Annotated in this window: 12 protein-coding genes; 8 read left to right on the plus strand and 4 right to left on the minus strand. The window is 61.3% G+C overall.

The window, feature by feature from the left end:
- The first annotated feature begins 72 nt into the window (after positions 1 to 72).
- The 4 genes from V3W27_RS22220 to V3W27_RS22235 all read left to right on the plus strand — a co-directional run bounded on the left by V3W27_RS22220 (position 73) and on the right by V3W27_RS22235 (position 8007).
- A complete protein-coding gene (locus V3W27_RS22220) occupies positions 73 to 3180 on the plus strand; it encodes an efflux RND transporter permease subunit (protein ID WP_027613729.1) in 3108 nt (1035 codons plus the stop codon).
- Positions 3177 to 4646, plus strand: coding sequence for an efflux transporter outer membrane subunit (locus V3W27_RS22225; RefSeq protein WP_183785231.1), 1470 nt, complete (start codon positions 3177 to 3179; stop codon positions 4644 to 4646). The genes V3W27_RS22220 and V3W27_RS22225 overlap by 4 nt, the downstream gene beginning before the upstream one ends.
- Positions 4647 to 4934: 288 nt before the next feature.
- Positions 4935 to 7016, plus strand: a complete 2082-nt coding sequence (locus tag V3W27_RS22230) for a putative bifunctional diguanylate cyclase/phosphodiesterase (protein WP_330207570.1) — start codon at positions 4935 to 4937, stop codon at positions 7014 to 7016.
- Between the two features lie 244 nt (positions 7017 to 7260).
- Positions 7261 to 8007 (plus strand): SDR family oxidoreductase, encoded by a 747-nt coding sequence (locus V3W27_RS22235; protein WP_007968514.1) that lies wholly within the window; start codon positions 7261 to 7263, stop codon positions 8005 to 8007.
- 142 nt (positions 8008 to 8149) lie between these two features.
- On the opposite strand, the gene mapR is transcribed toward V3W27_RS22235, so the two are convergent.
- The 3 genes from mapR to V3W27_RS22250 all read right to left on the minus strand — a co-directional run bounded on the left by mapR (position 8150) and on the right by V3W27_RS22250 (position 11602).
- Positions 8150 to 9559 carry a GntR family transcriptional regulator MpaR gene (gene mapR / locus V3W27_RS22240; RefSeq protein ID WP_008087199.1) on the minus strand — a complete coding sequence of 470 codons (1410 nt, stop codon included), beginning with the start codon at positions 9557 to 9559 and terminating at the stop codon, positions 8150 to 8152.
- A 168-nt stretch (positions 9560 to 9727) separates the two neighbouring features.
- A complete protein-coding gene (ccoG, locus tag V3W27_RS22245; RefSeq protein ID WP_330207571.1) occupies positions 9728 to 11158 on the minus strand; it encodes a cytochrome c oxidase accessory protein CcoG in 1431 nt (476 codons plus the stop codon).
- 195 nt (positions 11159 to 11353) lie between these two features.
- Positions 11354 to 11602 carry a DUF3203 family protein gene (locus V3W27_RS22250; RefSeq protein ID WP_027613724.1) on the minus strand — a complete coding sequence of 83 codons (249 nt, stop codon included), beginning with the start codon at positions 11600 to 11602 and terminating at the stop codon, positions 11354 to 11356.
- A gap of 123 nt (positions 11603 to 11725) precedes the next feature.
- Here V3W27_RS22250 and V3W27_RS22255 point away from each other — a divergent pair, with 123 nt between their 5' ends.
- A complete protein-coding gene (locus V3W27_RS22255; RefSeq protein WP_027613723.1) occupies positions 11726 to 12238 on the plus strand; it encodes an MgtC/SapB family protein in 513 nt (170 codons plus the stop codon).
- Positions 12239 to 12279: 41 nt separating this feature from the next.
- Here V3W27_RS22255 and V3W27_RS22260 read toward each other — a convergent pair whose 3' ends face one another.
- The gene (locus V3W27_RS22260) at positions 12280 to 12438 is read right to left on the minus strand and encodes a hypothetical protein (RefSeq protein ID WP_330207572.1); all 159 of its coding nucleotides are present in this window, start codon (positions 12436 to 12438) and stop codon (positions 12280 to 12282) included.
- A gap of 217 nt (positions 12439 to 12655) precedes the next feature.
- Between V3W27_RS22260 and V3W27_RS22265 the strand changes: the two genes are divergently transcribed.
- From V3W27_RS22265 to glgB, 3 genes are all read left to right on the plus strand, one after another.
- Complete coding sequence (locus tag V3W27_RS22265; protein ID WP_330207573.1) at positions 12656 to 14650, plus strand: alpha-1,4-glucan--maltose-1-phosphate maltosyltransferase; 1995 nt, start codon at positions 12656 to 12658, stop codon at positions 14648 to 14650.
- 170 nt (positions 14651 to 14820) lie between these two features.
- Positions 14821 to 18162: a maltose alpha-D-glucosyltransferase gene (gene treS / locus V3W27_RS22270; protein ID WP_139054523.1), complete on the plus strand. Its 3342-nt coding sequence runs from the start codon at positions 14821 to 14823 to the stop codon at positions 18160 to 18162.
- 2 nt (positions 18163 to 18164) lie between these two features.
- Positions 18165 to 20396 (plus strand): 1,4-alpha-glucan branching protein GlgB, encoded by a 2232-nt coding sequence (gene glgB, locus V3W27_RS22275; RefSeq protein ID WP_330207574.1) that lies wholly within the window; start codon positions 18165 to 18167, stop codon positions 20394 to 20396.
- Positions 20397 to 20421: the final 25 nt, after the last annotated feature.

Genomic DNA, 20421 nt, shown 5'->3' on the forward strand with positions numbered 1-20421 from the left:
TGAATGTGCCGACCTCATCGCGAGCAGGCTCACTCCTACAGGGGAGTGCGGTGAAATTAAGGATCTTGGTCAATGAACCTCTCCGGTCCTTTCATCAAGCGCCCGGTGGCGACCATGCTCCTGAGTCTGGCGATCATGCTGCTGGGCGGTGTCAGTTTCGGTCTGTTGCCGGTGTCGCCGCTGCCGCAAATGGATTTCCCGGTGATCGTGGTCCAGGCCAGTCTGCCCGGCGCCAGTCCCGAGGTGATGGCGTCCACGGTGGCGACGCCGCTGGAGCGCTCGTTCGGCGCGATTGCCGGTGTCAACACCATGAGCAGCCGTTCCAGCCAGGGTTCGACCCGGGTCATTCTGCAATTTGACCTCGACCGTGATATCAACGGCGCGGCGCGGGAAGTGCAGGCGGCGATCAACGCTTCACGCAACCTGTTGCCGAGCGGGATGCGCAGCATGCCGACCTACAAGAAGGTCAACCCGTCGCAGGCACCGATCATGGTGCTGTCGCTGACCTCGGATGTGCTGGAAAAAGGCCAGCTCTACGACCTGGCCTCGACCATCCTCTCGCAGAGCCTGTCCCAGGTGCAGGGCGTGGGTGAAGTGCAGATCGGCGGCAGTTCGCTGCCGGCGGTGCGTATCGAACTTGAACCGCAGGCGCTGAACCAGTACGGCGTGGCGCTCGATGATGTGCGCAAGACCATCGCCGGGGCCAACGTGCGCCGGCCCAAGGGCTCGGTCGAAGACGGCGAGCGCCTGTGGCAGATCCAGGCCAACGACCAGTTGGAGAAGGCCAAGGATTACGAGTCGCTGATCATCCATTACAAGGACGGCGCGGCCCTGCGCCTGAAGGACGTGGCCAAGGTCAGCGACGGCGTCGAAGACCGTTACAACAGCGGCTTCTTCAACGATGACGCGGCGGTACTGCTGGTGATCAATCGTCAGGCCGGTGCCAACATCATCGAGACGGTCAACGAGATCAAGGCGCAGTTGCCGGCGTTGCAGGCGGTACTGCCGGCCAGCGTCAAGCTGAACCTGGCGATGGATCGCTCGCCGGTGATCAAGGCCACGCTGCATGAAGCGGAAATGACCCTGCTGATCGCCGTGGCGCTGGTGATTCTGGTGGTGTTCCTGTTTCTCGGGAATTTCCGCGCCTCGCTGATTCCGACGCTGGCAGTGCCGGTGTCGCTGGTCGGCACCTTTGCGGTGATGTACCTCTATGGCTTCTCGCTGAACAACTTGTCGCTGATGGCGCTGATTCTGGCTACCGGACTGGTGGTGGACGATGCCATCGTGGTGCTGGAAAACATTTCCCGGCACATCGACGAAGGCGTCAAACCGATGCAGGCTGCCTACCTCGGGGCCAAGGAAGTCGGATTCACCTTGCTGTCGATGAACGTGTCGCTGGTGGCGGTGTTCCTGTCGATCCTGTTCATGGGCGGAATTGTCGAGAGCCTGTTCCGCGAGTTTTCCATCACCCTGGCAGCAGCCATCGTGGTGTCGCTGGTGGTCTCGCTGACCCTGACGCCAATGCTCTGCGCGCGCTGGCTCAAGCCGCACACGCCGGGCCAGGAAAACCGCCTGCAACGCTGGAGCCGTCGCGCCAACGACTGGATGGTCGGCAAATACGCGACCAGCCTCGATTGGGTGCTGCGCCACCGCCGTCTGACTTTGCTCAGTCTGATCATTACGGTCGGGGTCAACGTTGCGCTGTACGTAGTAGTACCGAAGACCTTCATGCCGCAGCAGGACACCGGCCAGTTGATCGGTTTCGTCCGGGGTGACGACGGTCTGTCGTTCAGCGTGATGCAGCCGAAAATGGAAACCTTCCGCCGTGCCGTGCTCAAGGACGAAGCAGTGGAAAGCGTCGCCGGGTTCATCGGCGGCACCAACGGCACCAACAACGCGTTCATGCTGGTACGCCTGAAGCCGATCAAGGAGCGCAACCTGTCGGCGCAGAAAGTCATCGAACGCTTGCGCAAGGAAATGCCCAAGGTGCCCGGCGCCCAGTTGATGCTGATGGCCGATCAGGATCTGCAATTCGGCGGTGGTCGCGAGCAGACCACCTCGCAATACAGCTACATCCTGCAAAGCGGGGATCTGGGGGCGTTGCGCGAGTGGTACCCGAAAGTGGTGACCGCGCTGCGCGCACTGCCGGAGCTGACCGCCATTGATGCCCGCGAGGGGCGCGGCGCGCAGCAGGTGACGTTGATTGTCGACCGCGATCAGGCCAAGCGCCTCGGGGTCGACATGAACATGGTCACGGCGGTGCTGAACAACGCCTACAGCCAGCGGCAGATTTCGACGATCTACGACAGCCTCAACCAGTATCAGGTGGTGATGGAGGTCAATCCGAAATACGCGCAGGATCCGGTGACGCTCAATCAGGTGCAGGTGATTACCGCTGACGGTGCGCGGATTCCGTTGTCGACCATCGCCCATTACGAAAACAGCCTGGAAGACGACCGCGTCAGCCACGAAGGCCAGTTCGCCTCCGAAAGCATCGCGTTCGACATGGCTGAAGGCGTGACCGTGGAGCAGGGCAGTGCCGCGATCGAGCGGGCGATTGCCAAGGTCGGTCTGCCGGAAGACGTGATCGCGAAAATGGCCGGCACCGCCGATGCCTTTGCCGCGACGCAGAAGAGTCAGCCGTTCATGATCCTCGGTGCGCTGCTCGCGGTGTATCTGGTGCTCGGTGTGCTGTATGAAAGCTACATTCACCCGTTGACGATTCTCTCGACCTTGCCGTCGGCCGGGGTCGGTGCATTGCTGTCGATCTATGCGCTGGGCGGCGAGTTCAGCCTGATCTCCCTGCTCGGATTGTTCCTGCTGATCGGGGTGGTGAAGAAAAACGCGATCCTGATGATCGACCTGGCACTGCAACTGGAACGCCATCAGGGCCTGTCGCCGCTGGAGTCGATCCGCAGCGCCTGCCTGCAACGGCTGCGGCCGATTCTGATGACCACCCTGGCGGCGATCCTCGGCGCCTTGCCGTTGCTGCTTGGCCGGGCGGAGGGCGCGGAAATGCGCCAGCCATTGGGCCTGACCATCATCGGCGGCCTGATCTTCAGCCAGGTCCTGACCCTTTACACTACGCCTGTGGTTTACCTCTATCTCGACAAGCTGCGCCACCGCTTCAACAAGTGGCGCGGCGTGCGTACTGACGCCGCTCTGGAAACTCCGCTATGACTGACCGTTCGCTTCTCAATCTGGCCACTGCGCGCGGTTCGCGCCTGTTGAGCCTGTCGCTGTGCGTGGCGATGCTCAGTGCCTGCGCCGTCGGCCCGGACTATCAACGTCCGCAGACCGCCGAGGTCGCGCAATACAAAGAGGCCGAAGGCTGGCGTCAGGCTAATCCGAGCGACTCGCTGGCGCGCGGCGCCTGGTGGGAGTTGTACGGTGATCAGCAGCTCAATGGCCTGATCGAAAAACTCAACAGTTCCAACCAGACCGTCGCGCAATCCGAAGCCCAGTTCCGTCAGGCCCAGGCCTTGGTGCGCAGTGCCCGTGGAGCGTTTTACCCGAGCGTTGATTTGAGCGTGGGCAAGACCCGCTCCAGCCAGGGCACCGGCAGCAGCAGTTCGAGCCTGAGCAGTTCCGCCAGCGGCATTCGTGACACCTACAACGCGCAATTGGGTGTGAGTTGGGAGGCTGATATCTGGGGCAAGTTGCGCCGAGGTCTGGAAGCCAACGAGGCCAGCGCCCAGGCGAGCTTCGCCGATCTGGCCGCGATGCGCCTGAGCCAGCAGTCGGAGCTGGTGCAGAATTACTTGCAACTGCGGGTCATCGACCAGCAGAAGCGCCTGCTCGAAGCCACCGTCGCGGCCTACGAAAAATCCCTGCAAATGACCCAGAACCAGTACCGCGCGGGGATTTCCGGGCGCGATGCGGTGGCGCAGGCACAGACCCAGTTGAAAACCACCCAGGCCGATCTGGTGGATCTGATCTGGCAGCGGGCGCAGTTTGAAAATGCCATCGCCGTGCTCACCGGGCAGGCGCCGGCCGAATTCAGCATCGCTGAAACCCAGAACATTCCGAACCTGCCGCAGATTCCCCTGAGCCTGCCGTCGCAGCTACTGGAACGCCGCCCGGACATTGCCTCGGCGGAGCGCTCGGTGATCGCCGCCAACGCCAATATCGGCGTGGCGAAAGCGGCGTACTACCCCGATCTGACCTTGAGCATGAGCGGCGGCTACAGTAGCAGTACCTCGAAAAATCTTTTAACGCTGCCGAACCGTTTCTGGTCGGTCGGGCCGAAACTGGATTTGCCGATATTCGACGGTGGTATTCGTTCGGCCGAGGTTGATCGGACCGAGGCGGTGTATGACCAGACCGTCGCCAAGTATCGCCAGACCGTGCTCGACGGCTTCCGCGAAGTGGAAAACTATCTGGTGCAACTGAAGGTGTATGAAGACGAGGCGGCGGTGCGTCAGGAAGCACTGGATGCTGCACGCGACTCGCTGCGCCTGACCCAGAACCAGTACAAGGCCGGGTTGATTGCCTACATCGATGTGGTTGTGGTGCAAGCCACGGCGCTGAGCAACGAGCGGACTGTGCTGAACATTCTGCAGAACCGCTTGATCGCCAGTGTGCAATTGATTGCGGCGCTGGGTGGCGGCTGGGACGGACAACTCGATGTCAGCGACAATCGCTGATCCGTGGGAGCGAGCCTGCTTGCGAAGGCGTCAGCTCGATCGACATCTGCGATGAACGTGCTGGCTTTTTCGCGAGCAGGCTCGCTCCCACATCAATCGCGCTGATTGCCGGACTCCTGGGAACGAGGCCCGGGCCAGAGCCTCGCAAAACCATCAAACAAGCGTTTCATCGGCTTGATGGCAAAATGATTACTTTGTCAGTGCGTTCTTCCGCGCAATCAGTACAATCGCCGCATTTGCCCGGCCGAGAATGGACGCAGTACGGCGCGGGTGGTCGCGAGAATCTTCATGCTCATCGGTAATTATTCCTTCACCCTGGTTTTCATTTCTTTGTGTGTGGCGATCCTCGCGTCCTACACCGCGCTCGATCTGACCGGGCGCATCGCCAGCGCCCGTGGCCGCGCAGTGCATTTCTGGACGGCCGGCGGTGCACTGGCGATGGGTGTCGGCGTCTGGTCGATGCACTTCATCGGCATGCTGGCCTTCAAGCTGCCGATCGACCTGGGCTACGACATTGCGATTACCGCGCTGTCGCTGCTGATTGCCGTGCTGTCCTGCGGGTTCGCGCTATGGCTGGTCAGCCAGCCGAAACTGCCGATTCTGCAATTGGCCTTTGGTGCTTTGATCATGGGCGCCGGCATCAGTGCAATGCATTACACCGGCATGGCCGCGCTGCGCATGACGCCTGGCATCGATTACGACCCGACCCTGTTCGGCGCCTCATTGCTGATCGCGGTCGGGGCCTCGGCGGCGGCGTTATGGATCGCCTTCCGCCTGCGCCAGCACTCGCCTTATGTGCGTCTGATTCGTGGTGGTGCGGCAGTGATCATGGGCATCGCGATTGTCGGCATGCACTACACCGGCATGGCCGCCGCGCAATTTCCTGACGGCAGTTTCTGCGGTGCAACGCTCGACGGCCTCAAGGGCAACGGCCTCGACAATCTGGTGCTGATCACCACGCTGGCGGTGCTGTCGATCGCCTTGCTCACTTCGATTCTCGATGCGCGCCTTGAAGCGCGTACCGCCGACCTGGCGCATTCGCTGACCCTGGCCAACCGTGAACTGACGCAACTGGCATTGCACGACACCCTGACCGGTCTGCCGAACCGTATGCTGCTGGACGACCGGATCAATCAGGCGATGAAGAAGGTCGAGGAGCAGGGCGGTTGTTTTGCGTTGATGTTCATCGATCTGGACGGTTTCAAACCGGTCAACGATGCCTTCGGCCACCACATGGGTGACCAGTTGCTGCGTGAAGTCGGGGTGCGCCTGCGCGAAGATCTGCGCAGTCAGGATACGCTCGCGCGAATTGGCGGCGACGAGTTCGTGCTGCTGGTGCGTCTGAGCGAACCCGACGATGCTCTGGGGCTGGCCGCGCGTCAGGTCGGGTTGCTCGGTCAGGCGTTCCGCGTGGCCGAGCACGACTTGCAGATTTCTGCCAGCGTAGGCATTGCCCTGTACCCGGGCAACGGCCTGAGCGCCCAGGAACTGCTGATGAATGCCGACGCGGCGATGTATCACGCCAAGGGCAGCGGCAAAAACGGTTACAGCTTCTTCGATGCTTCGATGAACAGCAACGCGCGCAAGCAGCTGCAGCTGTTGCAAGATCTGCGCGCCGCGCTGGAACACAGTCAGTTCAGCCTGTATTTCCAGCCCAAATTCGACGCCATCAGTGGTCGTCCGGTCGGTGCCGAAGCGCTGCTGCGCTGGCAACATCCGACCCAGGGCATGTTGCTGCCCGACAAATTTATCGATCTGGCAGAGAAGACCGGCCTGATCATCGCCATCGGTGAATGGGTGCTGAATGAAGCTTGCCGGCAGATGCGCGAATGGTACGTGCTCGGTTACACCGACTGGCGCATTGCGGTGAACCTCTCGGCCTTGCAGTTCTGCCACGCGGGGCTGGTGCAGAGCGTGGCCAAGGCGCTGGCGACCCACCACCTGCCGGCCAACAGCCTGACCCTGGAAATCACCGAAACCACGGCCATGAGCGACGCGGATGCGAGCATGAAGGTGTTGCAGGAGTTGTCCGACATGGGCGTCGACCTGTCGATCGACGACTTCGGCACCGGTTATTCGAGCCTGATGTACCTCAAGCGTTTGCCGGCCAACGAGCTGAAGATCGACCGCGGTTTTGTCCGCGATCTGGAGCATGACAGCGATGACGCGGCCATCGTCTCGGCGATTGTGGCGTTGGGCCAGGCACTGGGTTTGCGCATTGTTGCCGAGGGTGTGGAGACCGGCGTGCAGCAGGATTTCCTCACGCAGTTGGGCTGTGATTCGTTGCAGGGCTATCTGTTGGGGCATCCGATGCCGGCGGACGCGTTCATGCAAAATATTGCCCGTGGAGAGGCTCTGACGGCAGTCTGACTGCATTCTGTGGCGAGGGAGCTTGCTCCCGTTGGGGCGCGAAGCGGCCTCGTTTTTACTCGGTTGTACCGTGTTGGCCGGAATCACGGCTGCTTCGCAGCCGAGCGGGAGCAAGCTCCCTCGCCACAAAAAAACATCTCAGTCTCATGCAGGGTTTTGTCTTTGACAGAGCCCATGCAAAACCGCCCAATGGCGGTTATTCTTCAACCCGACTGTTACGTGTGCATTGGGGGGAAGGGCCAGCATGGATAAAGTCATGGTAATCACCGGTGGCGGGCGCGGAATTGGCGCCGCTACGGCGTTGTTGGCTGCCGGGCAGGGCTATCGGATCTGCATCAACTATCAGTCGGATGAACAGGCCGCGCAAAGCGTGCTGGAGCAAGTGCGGGCGCTGGGGGCGCAAGCCATTGCGGTACGCGCCGATGTCAGCATCGAAGATGAAGTGATCGCGCTGTTTCAGCGGGTCGACACCGAACTGGGTCGGGTCACCGCGCTGGTGAACAACGCCGGCACCGTCGGGCACAAGTCGCGGGTCGATGAAATGTCCGAATTTCGTATTCTCAAAATCATGAAAACCAACGTCCTGGCGCCGATCCTCTGCGCCAAGCACGCGATCCTGCGCATGTCGCCCAAACACGGCGGGCAGGGCGGCAGCATCGTCAACGTCTCCTCTGTCGCCGCACGCCTGGGTTCGCCCAACGAGTACGTCGATTATGCTGCGTCCAAAGGCGCGCTCGACACCTTCACCATCGGTCTGTCCAAGGAAGTGGCGGGTGAGGGGATTCGGGTCAACGCGGTGCGTCCGGGCTATATCTATACCGATTTCCATGCACTGAGCGGCGATCCGGATCGGGTCAGCAAGCTTGAGTCGGCGATTCCGATGGCCCGGGGCGGGCGCCCGGATGAGGTGGCGGAGGCGATTGTCTGGTTGCTGTCGGACAAGGCTTCTTATGCGACCGGGACGTTTGTTGATCTGGGTGGTGGGCGCTGATCGTTGGGATTTGTGTTGCCTGATCTGGCCTCTTCGCGAGCAAGCCCGCTCCCACAGTAGACCGCGTTTCTCCAGATGGAATGCGGTCTACTGTGGGAGCGGGCTTGCTCGCGAAGGCGTCATAAGCGGCAACATCTGTCTGTCAGAACGACCGCACAATCCGCCCCAACGTCTCCATCGCCTTCTCCGAATCCTCGGTCCACGGGCTGCCGTAGTTCAGGCGAATGCAGTTCCTGAACCGCTGAGTCGGCGAGAAAATCGGCCCCGGCGCGATGCTGATGCCCTGCGCCAACGCCATCTGAAACAACTTCAACGAATCCATCTGCGGTGGCAGTTCCAGCCACAGGAAATAGCCGCCGGCCGGTTGACTAACGCGGGTCTGCGCCGGGAAGTAGCGGGCAATCGCTGCGAGCATCGCGCTTTGCTGTTCTTCCAGGGCGTAGCGCAGTTTGCGCAGGTGGCGGTCGTAGCCGCCGTGTTGCAGGTAGTCGGCAATGGCCGCTTGCGCCGGCATTGAGGCACAGAGCGAGGTCATCAGTTTCAGCCGTTCGATTTTCTGTGCGTAGCGCCCGGCAGCGACCCAGCCGATGCGGTAGCCGGGGGCCAGGCTCTTGGCGAACGAACCGCAGTGCATCACCAGCCCTTCCGTGTCGAAGGCCTTGGCCGGTTTCGGTGCCTGCTGACCGTAATAGAGTTCGGCGTAGACATCGTCCTCGATCAGCGGCACCTGATGCCGGCGCAGCAGTTCCACCAGTTCCTGTTTCTTCGCCTCGGGCATGGTCGCGCCCATCGGGTTCTGGAAACTGGTCATGCACCAGCAGGCCTTGATCGGATGGCGTTCCAGGGTCTGGGCGAGCACGCCGAGGTCGATACCGTCGCGCGGGTGCACGGGGATTTCCACGGCTTTGAGTTTCAAGCGCTCCAGCACTTGCAGGCTGGCGTAGAACGCCGGGGCTTCGATGGCCACCAGATCGCCCGGTTCGGTGACCGCTTGCAGGCACAGGTTCAGCGCTTCGAGGGCGCCGTTGGTGATCAGCAGTTCTTCCATCGGCAGCATCAGCCCGCCGACCATGTAGCGAAGGGCGATCTGCCGGCGCAACTGCGGGTTGCCCGGCGACATGTCGGTAACCACCATGCGCGGATCCATCTCCCGCGCCGCACTGGCCAGCGAACGCGACAGGCGTTGCAATGGGAACAGGGTCGGGCTGGGGAACGCCGAGCCGAAGGGCACGGTGCTCGGGTCCTTGATCGATTCCAGCACCGAGAACACCAGTTCGCTGACGTCGACTTCGGTGGAATCGTTGACGTGGCTGCTGATCACCGGCTCCGAGAACGGGCTCGGTGCGTGGGTGTTGACGAAGTAACCGGAGCGCGGCCGCGCGCGGATCAGACCGCGACGTTCCAGCAGGTAATAGGCCTGGAACACCGTGGACGGGCTGACCCCGTAAGTCTGGCTGGCGTAGCGCACCGACGGCACCCGTTGCCCGGGGCCGAGGACGCCGGAGCGGATCAGTTCAGCGATGTCGTCGGCGAATTTTTCGTAGCGTTTCATCGGTATCCCGCGATGGACTGAATTCGGATTGCTTGTTGTGGCGAGGGAGCTTGCTCCCGCTGGGCTGCGCAGCGGCCCCAAAAGCTTGTGAGTGCTGAGCACTCAAGCGGGAGCAAGCTCCCTCGCCACAGGTATCGCAGTGTCAAAAGAGAGCTGCATCTTAAAGGCTCAGCGATTCATCGGCGCCACAAACCTGCTTTTCGCCACGCTGTAAATCTCGGGCTCGTCGCTGTCGGCGATTTTGAAGCTCAAGGTCTGCGAGCTGCTGGCCGGACGTTCGGTGGTCATCGCCACCGACACCGGCACATCGACAATCTCCCCCGGCGCCAGGCTCAGTTCGGTCTTGCCCTGCAACTGGAAGCCGTCGCCGTCCACCAGGCTCAGGGTGTAGTCCTGGCGCTGTTGGGTTTTGTTGATGACCTTGAGGGTGTAGATGTTTTCGATCTGGCCCTGACCGTTTTCGCGGAACAGCCCGCGATCCTTGGTCACATCCAGCGAGACCATGGGCCGTTCGACCAAGGCCAGCGCCAGGGCGCCGATCATCACCAGCAGAACCGCGACATAACCGATCAGCCGTGGTCGCAGCAGATGGGTCTTGCCACCCTGCAATTCGCGTTCGGAACTGTAGCGGATCAGGCCGCGCGGGTAATTCATCTTGTCCATGATCGAATCACAGGCGTCGATGCACGCCGCGCAGCCGATGCATTCCATCTGCAGGCCGTCGCGGATGTCGATGCCGGTCGGGCAGACCTGCACGCACAACTGGCAATCGATGCAATCGCCCAGTCCCGCTTCGGCAGGCTTCACATCACGTTTGCGCGGGCCGCGGTTTTCGCCACGGGCCACGTCGTAGGAAATCGCCAGGGTGTCCTTGTCGAACATCACGCTCTGGAACCGCGCATACGGGCACATGTGCATGCACACCGCTTCGCGCAGCCAACCGGCGTTGATGTAAGTGGCGGCGGTGAAGAACAGTACCCAGAACAGACTGACCCCGCCGATCTGCAGGGTGAACAGTTCTTCGGCCAGCGGGCGGATCGGCGTGAAGTAGCCGACGAAGGTCAGCCCGGTCATCACGCTGATCGCCAGCCACAGGGTGTGCTTGGCCGCGCGCCGGGCCAGTTTGTTCAGGCCCCAGGGCGCCGCTTGCAGTTTGATCCGCTGGTTGCGTTCGCCTTCGGTGACTTTTTCGCACCACATGAAGATCCACGTCCACGAGCTCTGTGGGCAGGTGTAGCCGCACCAGACCCGGCCGGCGAACACGGTGATGGCGAACAGGCCGAATGCGGCAATGATCAGCAGTGCCGAGAGCAGGATGAAATCCTGTGGCCAGAAGGTCGCGCCGAAGATATGGAATTTGCTTTCGGCCAAGTCCCACAGCACCGCCTGACGACCGCCCCAGTTCAGCCACACGGTGCCGAAGAACAGCAGAAACAGAAAGCCCGCGCCGCTGATGCGCAAGGTACGGAACAGGCCGGTGAAACTGCGGGTGTGGATGTGATTGTCGGTGGAGCCGGCCTTCGCCTTCATCGGGCGACCAGGCACATTTTTTATGGTGGGGCTTGCTTCTACGGTTCGGACGGGGATTTGTTCGCTCATGGTCATTCGCTCATCAGCCTCCATCAGGCGGACGAACTATGAGCGCCGATCTGTTTGCATAACAGACTCAGCTATTTGAATAAAAAGCGTATCAGATGGCGTTTGGTACACATCCTGCGACAACTTGAAGCAGCCCGCAGGCGCAGGCGCAAACGCCTATCGCAGGTGTCTGCGCCGGATGTTGATCCGGGTCAGTCAAATCACCGAATCACTCTCGTCGGCCTTCAGGTGCTTGCGACCGTCTTTCGCGCCGGCGACGGTCAAGGCATCCGCCTCTGCTTCGGTGATGTAAACGCGCCGGCCTTCAATCTCAACGAACGACATGGCTTTTTCGCTATCGGTTTTGACTTCCAGCGTGTCGCAGATACGAATTTCTTCACCATTTTCGACGGTGAAAAAACACACTTTTGCTTCGGGATTGGATTCATCGATTCGAACGGGCATGAGGCTGTCCTTTTTTCATGAGTACCTGAAAGGTTAGGGCGCGCGCTTTGCCGATCGTTCTGCGCAACTGATTAATGGTCGCCGCTGTCCATCCACTAACGACCAATAAGAAAGGAGGGAGCGATGAACGCCTGGTGGCATGAAGTGTGGGTGACGCTGCAAGCGGAGTTCGCCGATGTCGGCGATGCTTCGCAACTGACGCGCATCACCGTGCGCCTGTTGATGGCGGCGGTGCTGGGCGGAATTCTCGGTTTCGAGCGGGAGCACAAGGGCAAGGCCGCCGGGGTGCGCACGCACATGTTGGTGGCGTTGGGGGCGGCGCTGTTTGTGCTGGTGCCGCAGACCTCAGGGGCCGAATCCGATGCGATGAGCCGGGTGTTGCAGGGAGTGATCGCCGGGATCGGCTTTCTCGGTGCCGGGACGATTTTGAAGAATCAGGAAGGTGACGAAGGGCACGTGAAAGGACTGACCACGGCAGCCGGGTTGTGGATGACGGCGGCGATCGGCGTGGCGGCCGGGTTGGGCAGGGAAGCGACGGCGCTGCTCAGCACTTTGCTGGCGCTGGGGATTTTCAGCGTGATGCCACGGGTGGTCAGGATGTTTGAGAAGGATGGGGAGAAAAACCAGCACCTGTAACCGATCGTTCCCATGATGGGTGGGAACGATCGGCTGGGTGCTTAAACGATCACGGGGGGCATCGTCGTCGGCGGTTCTTCCTTTGGCGGTGGCGTGGTGCCTGGGGGGTCCTGCTCGGGGATCGGCTGTGGCTCGGTCTCGGGCAGGGTGGGTTTGTCGATGTTCGGATCAGGCGTTTCGGCCGGGATCGGGATGTTCATCTGTAGACCTCCGTGTGGCACATGGCGTGAGAAGTGCTTAAGTGGATTGACCACCGTGTGATGAATTCGATCCGCTTTTCTGACCAGACAAATCCCTGTGAACTTTTCCCCGCGCCGGTCGCTCGGAACCTAAGTGAGTTCAAGTCGGGGCCGGTGCCTCATTGTGAACACTGTTCCGGCACAAGAGCGTCCTTGGGGCGTTAAGGAGAGATGCTCGATGTCTGCTGAAAAACCTTCAGAGCAGAGCTACAACCCGCACATGCCGCTGTCGCAGGCGCTGCTGCTGCCGCGCATCGTGATCGAAAACACCATGCCGACCCTCGATGGCGGGCAGTTTGCCGTGAAGTCGATCGTCGAGCGTGACGTGATCGTCACCAGCAAGGTCTTCGCCGACGGCCATGACAAGCTGGCGGTGCGCATCCGCTGGCGTGCGGAGGGCGAAGAGAGCTGGCACAGCGAGGTGATGAACGAGCTGGGCAATAACAGTTGGCAGGGGCAGTTTCGTCCCGACCGCGAGGGTCGCTACCTGTATTGCATCGAAGCGTGGATCGACCATTTCGCCAGTTTCCAGTACGAACTGGAGAAGAAGCACAACGCCGCCGTCCCGGTGTCGCTCGAACTGCAGGAAGGGCGCAGCATGGTGCTGCAGGCCGCCGAGCGCAGCGACGGTCAGCTCAGCGAGCAACTCGCCGCACTGCATCATGAATTGGCCGGCCTGCTCGAAACCGAGCAGGTGGCGCTGTTTCTGCACTCGCGCAGTGCGCAGTTGATGGCCCAGGCCGATCACCGCGCCTATCTGAGCCTGAGCGCCGAATTCCCGGTGGACGTCGAACGGGAACTGGCCGAGTTTGCCAGTTGGTATGAGCTGTTTCCGCGCTCGATCACCGACGATCCCAAGCGTCACGGCACCTTCAACGACGTGCACTCGCGCCTGCCGATGATTCAGGACATGGGTTTTGACGTGCTGTACTTCACGCCGATCCACCCGATCGGCCGCGCCCACCGCAAGGGCCGCAACAATTCCCTGACCGCAGGTCCCGATGATCCGGGCAGTCCGTACGCAATTGGCAGCGAGGAGGGCGGGCACGAGGCGATTCACTCGCAGCTCGGCACCCGCGAAGACTTCCGCCGGTTGGTGGCCGCTGCCGCTGAGCATGGCCTGGAAATCGCCCTCGATTTCGCCATTCAGTGTTCGCAGGATCACCCGTGGCTCAAGCAGCATCCGGGCTGGTTCAACTGGCGCCCCGACGGCACGATCAAATACGCGGAAAACCCGCCGAAGAAATACCAGGACATCGTCAACGTCGACTTCTATGCGCCGGACGCCATCCCCAGTCTGTGGGTGGAGCTGCGCGATATCGTCGTCGGCTGGGTCAACGAAGGTGTGAAAATCTTCCGCGTCGACAATCCGCACACCAAGCCGCTGCCGTTCTGGCAATGGCTGATCGCCGATGTGCGGGCGCTGCACCCGGAAGTGATCTTCCTCGCCGAAGCGTTCACCACACCGGCGATGATGGCGCGGCTGGGCAAGGTCGGTTATTCCCAGAGCTACACCTATTTCACCTGGCGCAACACCAAGTCGGAGCTGGCGACCTACTTCAGTGAACTCAACGAGTCGCCGTGGCGCGAATGCTACCGGCCGAACTTCTTCGTCAACACGCCGGACATCAACCCGGCGTTCCTGCATGAATCAGGGCGGCCGGGGTTTCTGATCCGCGCGGCGCTGGCGACCATGGGGTCGGGCTTGTGGGGCATGTATTCCGGTTATGAACTGTGCGAATCGGCGCCGGTTCCGGGCAAAGAGGAATACCTTGATTCGGAGAAGTACGAGATCCGCGTCCGCGACTTCAATGCGCCGGGCAACATCATTGCCGAAATCGCTCAGCTCAACCGCATCCGCCGGCAGAACCCGGCGTTGCACACGCACCTGGGGTTGAAAATCTACAACGCGTGGAACGACAACATTCTGTACTTCGGCAAGCGCAGCTTTGACGGCAGCAATTTCATTCTGGTGGCGGTGAGCCTCGATCCGCACAACGTGCAGGAAGCCAATTTTGAACTGCCGCTGTGGGAGATGGGCCTGCCCGACGACGCGACCACCCACGGTGAGGACTTGATGAACGGGCATCGCTGGGACTGGCATGGCAAGTATCAGTTCATGCGCATTGACCCGGCTTACCAGCCGTTCGGGATCTGGCGGATTACTGCCTGAACACCGATTCCCTGTGGGAGCGAGCCTGCTCGCGAAATGCGTTTTTGCAGGCGACATCTTTGCTGAATGTTAATCCGCAATCGCGAGCAGGCTCGCTCCCACAGGTTGCTCAGCGTTTTCGAGTCAGGTCATCGGCTCACGGTTTTTCCAGAATTGAACAGGAGTTTCACATGGCGAAGAAACCCAAGGCAGCCACCTTTATCAAAGACCCGCTCTGGTACAAGGATGCGGTGATCTATCAAGTTCACGTCAAATCGTTTTTCGACTCCAACAACGACGGGATCGGCGACTTTCCCGGCCTGATCGCCAAACTCGATTACATCGCCGAACTCGGCGTCAACACCATCTGGCTGCTGCCGTTCTACCCCTCGCCGCGCCGCGATGACGGCTATGACATCGCCGAATACCGCGGCGTACACAGCGACTACGGGACCATGGCCGACGCCAAGCGCTTTATCGCCGAGGCGCACAAGCGGGGTTTGCGGGTGATCACCGAACTGGTCATCAACCACACCTCGGATCAGCACCCGTGGTTCCAGCGGGCGCGCAAAGCCAAGCCCGGTTCGGCGGCGCGGGACTTCTATGTGTGGTCGGATGACGATCAGAAGTACGACGGCACGCGGATCATCTTCCTCGACACCGAAAAGTCCAACTGGACCTGGGACCCGGTCGCCGGCCAGTACTTCTGGCACCGTTTCTATTCGCACCAACCCGACCTCAATTTCGACAACCCGCAAGTGATGAAAGCGGTGCTGTCGGTGATGCGCTACTGGCTGGACATGGGTATCGACGGGCTGCGTCTCGACGCCATTCCGTATTTGATCGAGCGCGACGGCACCAACAACGAAAACCTGCCCGAGACCCACGATGTCCTCAAGCAGATCCGTGCCGAGATCGATGCCAATTACCCGGACCGCATGCTGCTGGCCGAGGCCAACCAATGGCCGGAAGACACCCAGCTGTACTTCGGTGACACCGATGCCGAGGGCGTCAACGGCGACGAATGCCACATGGCCTTCCACTTCCCGCTGATGCCGCGCATGTACATGGCGCTGGCCCAGGAAGATCGCTTCCCGATCACCGACATTTTGCGCCAGACCCCGGAAATTCCTGCCAATTGTCAGTGGGCAATTTTCCTGCGTAACCACGATGAGTTGACGCTGGAGATGGTCACCGACAAGGAGCGTGATTACCTGTGGAACTACTACGCCGCTGACCGTCGCGCGCGGATCAACCTTGGCATTCGTCGGCGTCTGGCGCCGTTGATGGAGCGTGACCGCCGCCGCGTCGAGTTGCTCAACAGCCTGCTGCTGTCGATGCCCGGCACGCCGACTTTGTATTACGGCGACGAAATCGGCATGGGCGACAACATCTACCTCGGCGACCGCGACGGTGTGCGAACGCCGATGCAATGGTCGATCGACCGCAACGGCGGCTTCTCCCGCGCCGATCCGGCCAGCCTGGTGCTGCCGCCGATCATGGACCCGCAATACGGTTATCTCTCCGTCAACGTCGAGACTCAGGCCGGCGATCCGCATTCGCTGCTGAACTGGACGCGACGCATGCTTGCCGTGCGCAAGCAGTCCAAGGCCTTCGGTCGCGGCACGCTGAAGATGCTCTCGCCGAGCAACCGGCGGATTCTGGCCTACACCCGGGAATTCACCGACGCCGACGGCAAGCACGAAATCATTCTTTGCGTGGCCAACGTCTCGCGTAGCGCGCAGGCGGCGGAACTCGATCTGTCGGCTTACGTCGGCATGGTTCCGGTGGAGATGCTCGGCGGTAATGCGTTCCCACCGATCGGCCAGTTGAATTTCCTCCTGACCCTGGCGCCGTACGGTTTCTACTGGTTCGCCCTGGCTGCAGAAAACCAGATGCCGAGCTGGCACGTGGAACCGGCGCAGAGCCTGCCGGACTTCACCACGCTGGTGCTGAAAAAACGCATGGAAGAACTGCTCGAAACGCCGACCCGCAACACCCTGGAGCAGAGCATCCTGCCGAGCTGGCTGCAGAACCGCCGCTGGTTCGCCGGCAAGGACGCGGCCATCGAGCAGGTCAATCTGGCCTACGGCGTGCGCTTCGGCGACGCGCAGCATCCGGTGCTGCTCAGCGAAATCGAAGTCACCAGCGCCGGGCAGACCAGCCGCTATCAACTGCCGTTCGGCTTCATCGCCGAAGATCAGGTCGGGCCGGCGTTGCCGCAGCAACTGGCATTGTCGCGGGTTCGTCGCGGGCGTCAGGTCGGTCTGATCACGGATGCCTTCAGCCTTGAAACGTTTGTCCACGCGGTGCTGCAAGGCATGCAGAGCAATACCGTGCTCAACTCCGAACAGGGCGAGATTCGTTTTGCGCCGACCGCGCAACTGGAAAAACTCGGCCTCGGTGCCGAATCCGAGGTGCGTTATCTGTCGGCCGAGCAATCGAACAGTTCGGTGGTGATCGGCAACAGTCTGGTGCTGAAGCTGATCCGCAAGGTCGCTTCGGGTGTACACCCGGAACTGGAAATGAGCGCGTACCTGACCGAGGCCGGTTTCGCCAACATCTCGCCGCTGCTCGGCTCGGTGATTCGCCGCGATGGCGCGGGCGAAGACAACCTGCTGATGATCGCGCAAGGCTATCTGAGCAATCAGGGCGATGCCTGGGAATGGACGCAGAACAACCTCGAACGGGCGTTGCGTGATGAGCTGGCGGACGCGATGTCCGAGCAGGAACAGCATTACAACGCCCTCGGCGAACTGAAGGACTTTGCCGGCATGCTCGGCCAGCGCCTGGGTGAAATGCACCAAGTGCTGGCGGCGCCAAGCAACAACCCCGACTTCGCCCCGCAAACCACCAGCGCCAAGGACGCCCAAGCCACTGGCAAGGACGTCGCGGCGCAGGTCGAGCATGCGTTGAAGCTGCTCAAGCAGCATCAGAGCCATCTGAGCGCGGCGGATCAGAAAATGGTCGCGCGGCTGCTCGACAACAAAAAGGTCATCCTCGGCCATGTGCAGGAACTTGCGCAGAAAGCCGTTGGCGGCTTGCGGATTCGCGTCCACGGAGACCTGCATTTGGGTCAGGTGCTGGTGATCAAGGGCGATGCCTATCTGATCGATTTCGAGGGTGAACCGGCGCGGCCGCTGCACGAACGGCGCGGCAAACACAGTCCGTACAAGGACGTCAGCGGCGTGCTGCGTTCCTTCGATTACGCGGCGGCGATGACGATCAATGTGCACAACGTCGATCACAGTCCAGAGTCGGAAGCGGCCCGGCATCGGGTTGCCGAGCGCTACCTGCGTGAGGCGCGCGAGGCATTTGTTCAAGCGTATCGCCAAGCGGCAGCTAGTCTTGATCATGCCTGGCAGGATCCTGCGGGTGCCGACGCTGCGCTTGCGCTGTTCGGCCTGGAGAAGGCGGCCTATGAAGTGGCCTATGAAGCCGAAAATCGCCCCACGTGGCTGCCCGTGCCGTTGCACGGTTTGTATGGGTTATTGACGGGGCTTAAACCCTTTTCCGATCTTGGTGGAGAGTAGTCATGAGTTTCTCGAACAAGGAACAGGGTCACGCTAAAGAAGCGTTATTGCCGGCGGCGCGGGACATCGACGCCCTGGTGCGCGCGGAACACCACGACCCGTTTTCCATTCTCGGCCCGCACGGTGATGGTGCCGGTGGGCAGTTCATCCGCGCTTATCTGCCGGGTGCGTTGAAAGTAGAAGTGCTGGATAAGGAAAGCGGTGAAGAACGCGGCGAATTGCAAGCCACTGAAACGCCGGGATTGTTTGTCGGTCACTTCGATCAGGCGCGGCCGTATTTGCTGCGCACGCGTTGGGCCGGCGGCGAACAGGTGGCGGAAGATCCGTACAGCTTCGGCCAGTTGCTCGGCGAAATGGATTTGTATCTGTTCGCTGAAGGCAATCACCGTGATCTGAGCAGCTGCCTCGGCGCGCAACTGACCACCGTCGATGGCGTCGACGGTGTGCGTTTTGCCGTGTGGGCGCCGAATGCTCGCCGAGTGTCGGTGGTCGGTGATTTCAACGTGTGGGATGGTCGCCGCCATCCGATGCGCCTGCGCCATCCGTCCGGGGTCTGGGAGTTGTTCATTCCACGCCTGCAAGCAGGGGAGTTGTACAAATACGAAATCCTCGGCGCTCACGGCATCCTGCCGTTGAAGGCCGACCCGATGGCCTTGGCCACCAGCCTGCCGCCGGACACCGCGTCGAAAGTCGCCGCGCCGCTGCAGATCAACTGGCAGGATCAGGACTGGATGAACGGCCGTCGCGAACGGCAGAAGCATTCAGCGCCGCTGTCGATCTACGAATTACATGCCGGCTCGTGGCAGTGCGAACTGGACGATCTGGGCGAAGTCGCCCGTCAGTACACTTGGCCGGAACTGGCTGAGCGGCTGATTCCTTACGTCAAGGAACTGGGCTTCACCCACATCGAATTGATGCCGATCATGGAGCACCCGTTTGGCGGCTCTTGGGGTTATCAGTTGCTCTCGCAATTCGCCCCGAGTGCCCGATACGGCACGCCAGAGCAATTCGGTGAGTTCGTCGACGCCTGTCACCGCGCCGATATCGGCGTGATCCTCGACTGGGTGCCAGCGCATTTTCCTACCGATACCCATGGCCTGGCGCAGTTCGATGGCACCGCGCTGTACGAATACGGCAACCCGCTGGAAGGCTTTCATCAGGACTGGGACACGCTGATTTACAACCTGGGCCGCACCGAAGTGCACGGCTATATGCTGGCGTCGGCGTTGCACTGGTTGAAGCATTTCCACATCGACGGTCTGCGCGTCGATGCGGTGGCCTCGATGCTGTATCGCGACTATTCGCGCAAGGCCGGCGAATGGGTGCCGAACCGCCATGGCGGGCGCGAGAATCTGGAGGCGATCGATTTCCTCCGCCACTTGAATGACGTGGTCGAACTGGAAGCGCCGGGAGCGCTGGTGATCGCCGAGGAATCCACCGCATGGCCGGGCGTCAGTCAGAGCACCCAGCAGGGTGGTCTCGGTTTCGCCTACAAATGGAACATGGGCTGGATGCACGACTCTCTGCACTACATCCAGCAGGACCCGGTGTACCGCGCGCATCACCACAACGAATTGAGTTTCGGCCTGGTTTACGCCTGGTCCGAGCGCTTCATCCTGCCGATCTCCCACGACGAAGTGGTGCACGGCAAGCACTCGCTGATCGACAAGATGCCCGGTGACCGCTGGCAGAAATTTGCCAACCTGCGCGCCTACCTGAGTTTCATGTGGACCCACCCGGGCAAGAAGCTGTTGTTCATGGGCTGCGAATTCGGCCAGTGGCGCGAGTGGAATCACGATCAGCAACTGGACTGGTACCTGCTGCAATACTCGGAACACAAAGGCGTGCAGAAACTGGTCGGCGACCTCAACCGCTTGTACCGCGAGGAACCGGCCCTGCACGATCAGGACGATGCGCCGCAGGGCTTTCAGTGGCTGATTGGCGATGATGCGATCAACAGCGTTTACGCGTGGCTGCGCTGGAGCAAGGACGGCAAACCGGTGCTGGTGGTGGCCAACTTCACTCCGGTGCCGCGTCAGTCGTACCGGGTCGGGGTGCCGTTTGCCGGGCGCTGGGCGGAGTTGCTCAACAGTGATGCCGACACTTACGCCGGGTCCAACTATGGCAATGGCGGCGGGGCGTTTACCGAAGAGGTGCCGAGCCATGGCCAGTCGCTGTCGCTGGAGCTGAATCTGCCGCCGCTGGCGGTGTTGATTCTCAAGCCGGAGGGTTGATCCGCGACCGCGTCGCTGCCATCGC

It is taken from the genome of Pseudomonas sp. AM14(2022), assembly GCF_036346455.1.
GTDB lineage: Bacteria > Pseudomonadota > Gammaproteobacteria > Pseudomonadales > Pseudomonadaceae > Aquipseudomonas > Aquipseudomonas putida_A.

Bases quoted from the DNA above. Each gene is read 5' to 3' on its own strand.
- V3W27_RS22225 (WP_183785231.1), top strand. From the start codon at position 3,177: ATGACTGACCGTTCGCTTCTCAATCTGGCCACTGCGCGCGGTTCGCGC.
- ccoG (WP_330207571.1), bottom strand. From the start codon at position 11,158: ATGAGCGAACAAATCCCCGTCCGAACCGTAGAAGCAAGCCCCACCATA.
- V3W27_RS22265 (WP_330207573.1), top strand. From the start codon at position 12,656: ATGTCTGCTGAAAAACCTTCAGAGCAGAGCTACAACCCGCACATGCCG.
- V3W27_RS22250 (WP_027613724.1), bottom strand. From the start codon at position 11,602: ATGCCCGTTCGAATCGATGAATCCAATCCCGAAGCAAAAGTGTGTTTT.
- mapR (WP_008087199.1), bottom strand. From the start codon at position 9,559: ATGAAACGCTACGAAAAATTCGCCGACGACATCGCTGAACTGATCCGC.
- V3W27_RS22220 (WP_027613729.1), top strand. From the start codon at position 73: ATGAACCTCTCCGGTCCTTTCATCAAGCGCCCGGTGGCGACCATGCTC.
- V3W27_RS22255 (WP_027613723.1), top strand. From the start codon at position 11,726: ATGAACGCCTGGTGGCATGAAGTGTGGGTGACGCTGCAAGCGGAGTTC.
- treS (WP_139054523.1), top strand. From the start codon at position 14,821: ATGGCGAAGAAACCCAAGGCAGCCACCTTTATCAAAGACCCGCTCTGG.
- V3W27_RS22260 (WP_330207572.1), bottom strand. From the start codon at position 12,438: ATGAACATCCCGATCCCGGCCGAAACGCCTGATCCGAACATCGACAAA.
- V3W27_RS22230 (WP_330207570.1), top strand. From the start codon at position 4,935: ATGCTCATCGGTAATTATTCCTTCACCCTGGTTTTCATTTCTTTGTGT.
- V3W27_RS22235 (WP_007968514.1), top strand. From the start codon at position 7,261: ATGGATAAAGTCATGGTAATCACCGGTGGCGGGCGCGGAATTGGCGCC.
- glgB (WP_330207574.1), top strand. From the start codon at position 18,165: ATGAGTTTCTCGAACAAGGAACAGGGTCACGCTAAAGAAGCGTTATTG.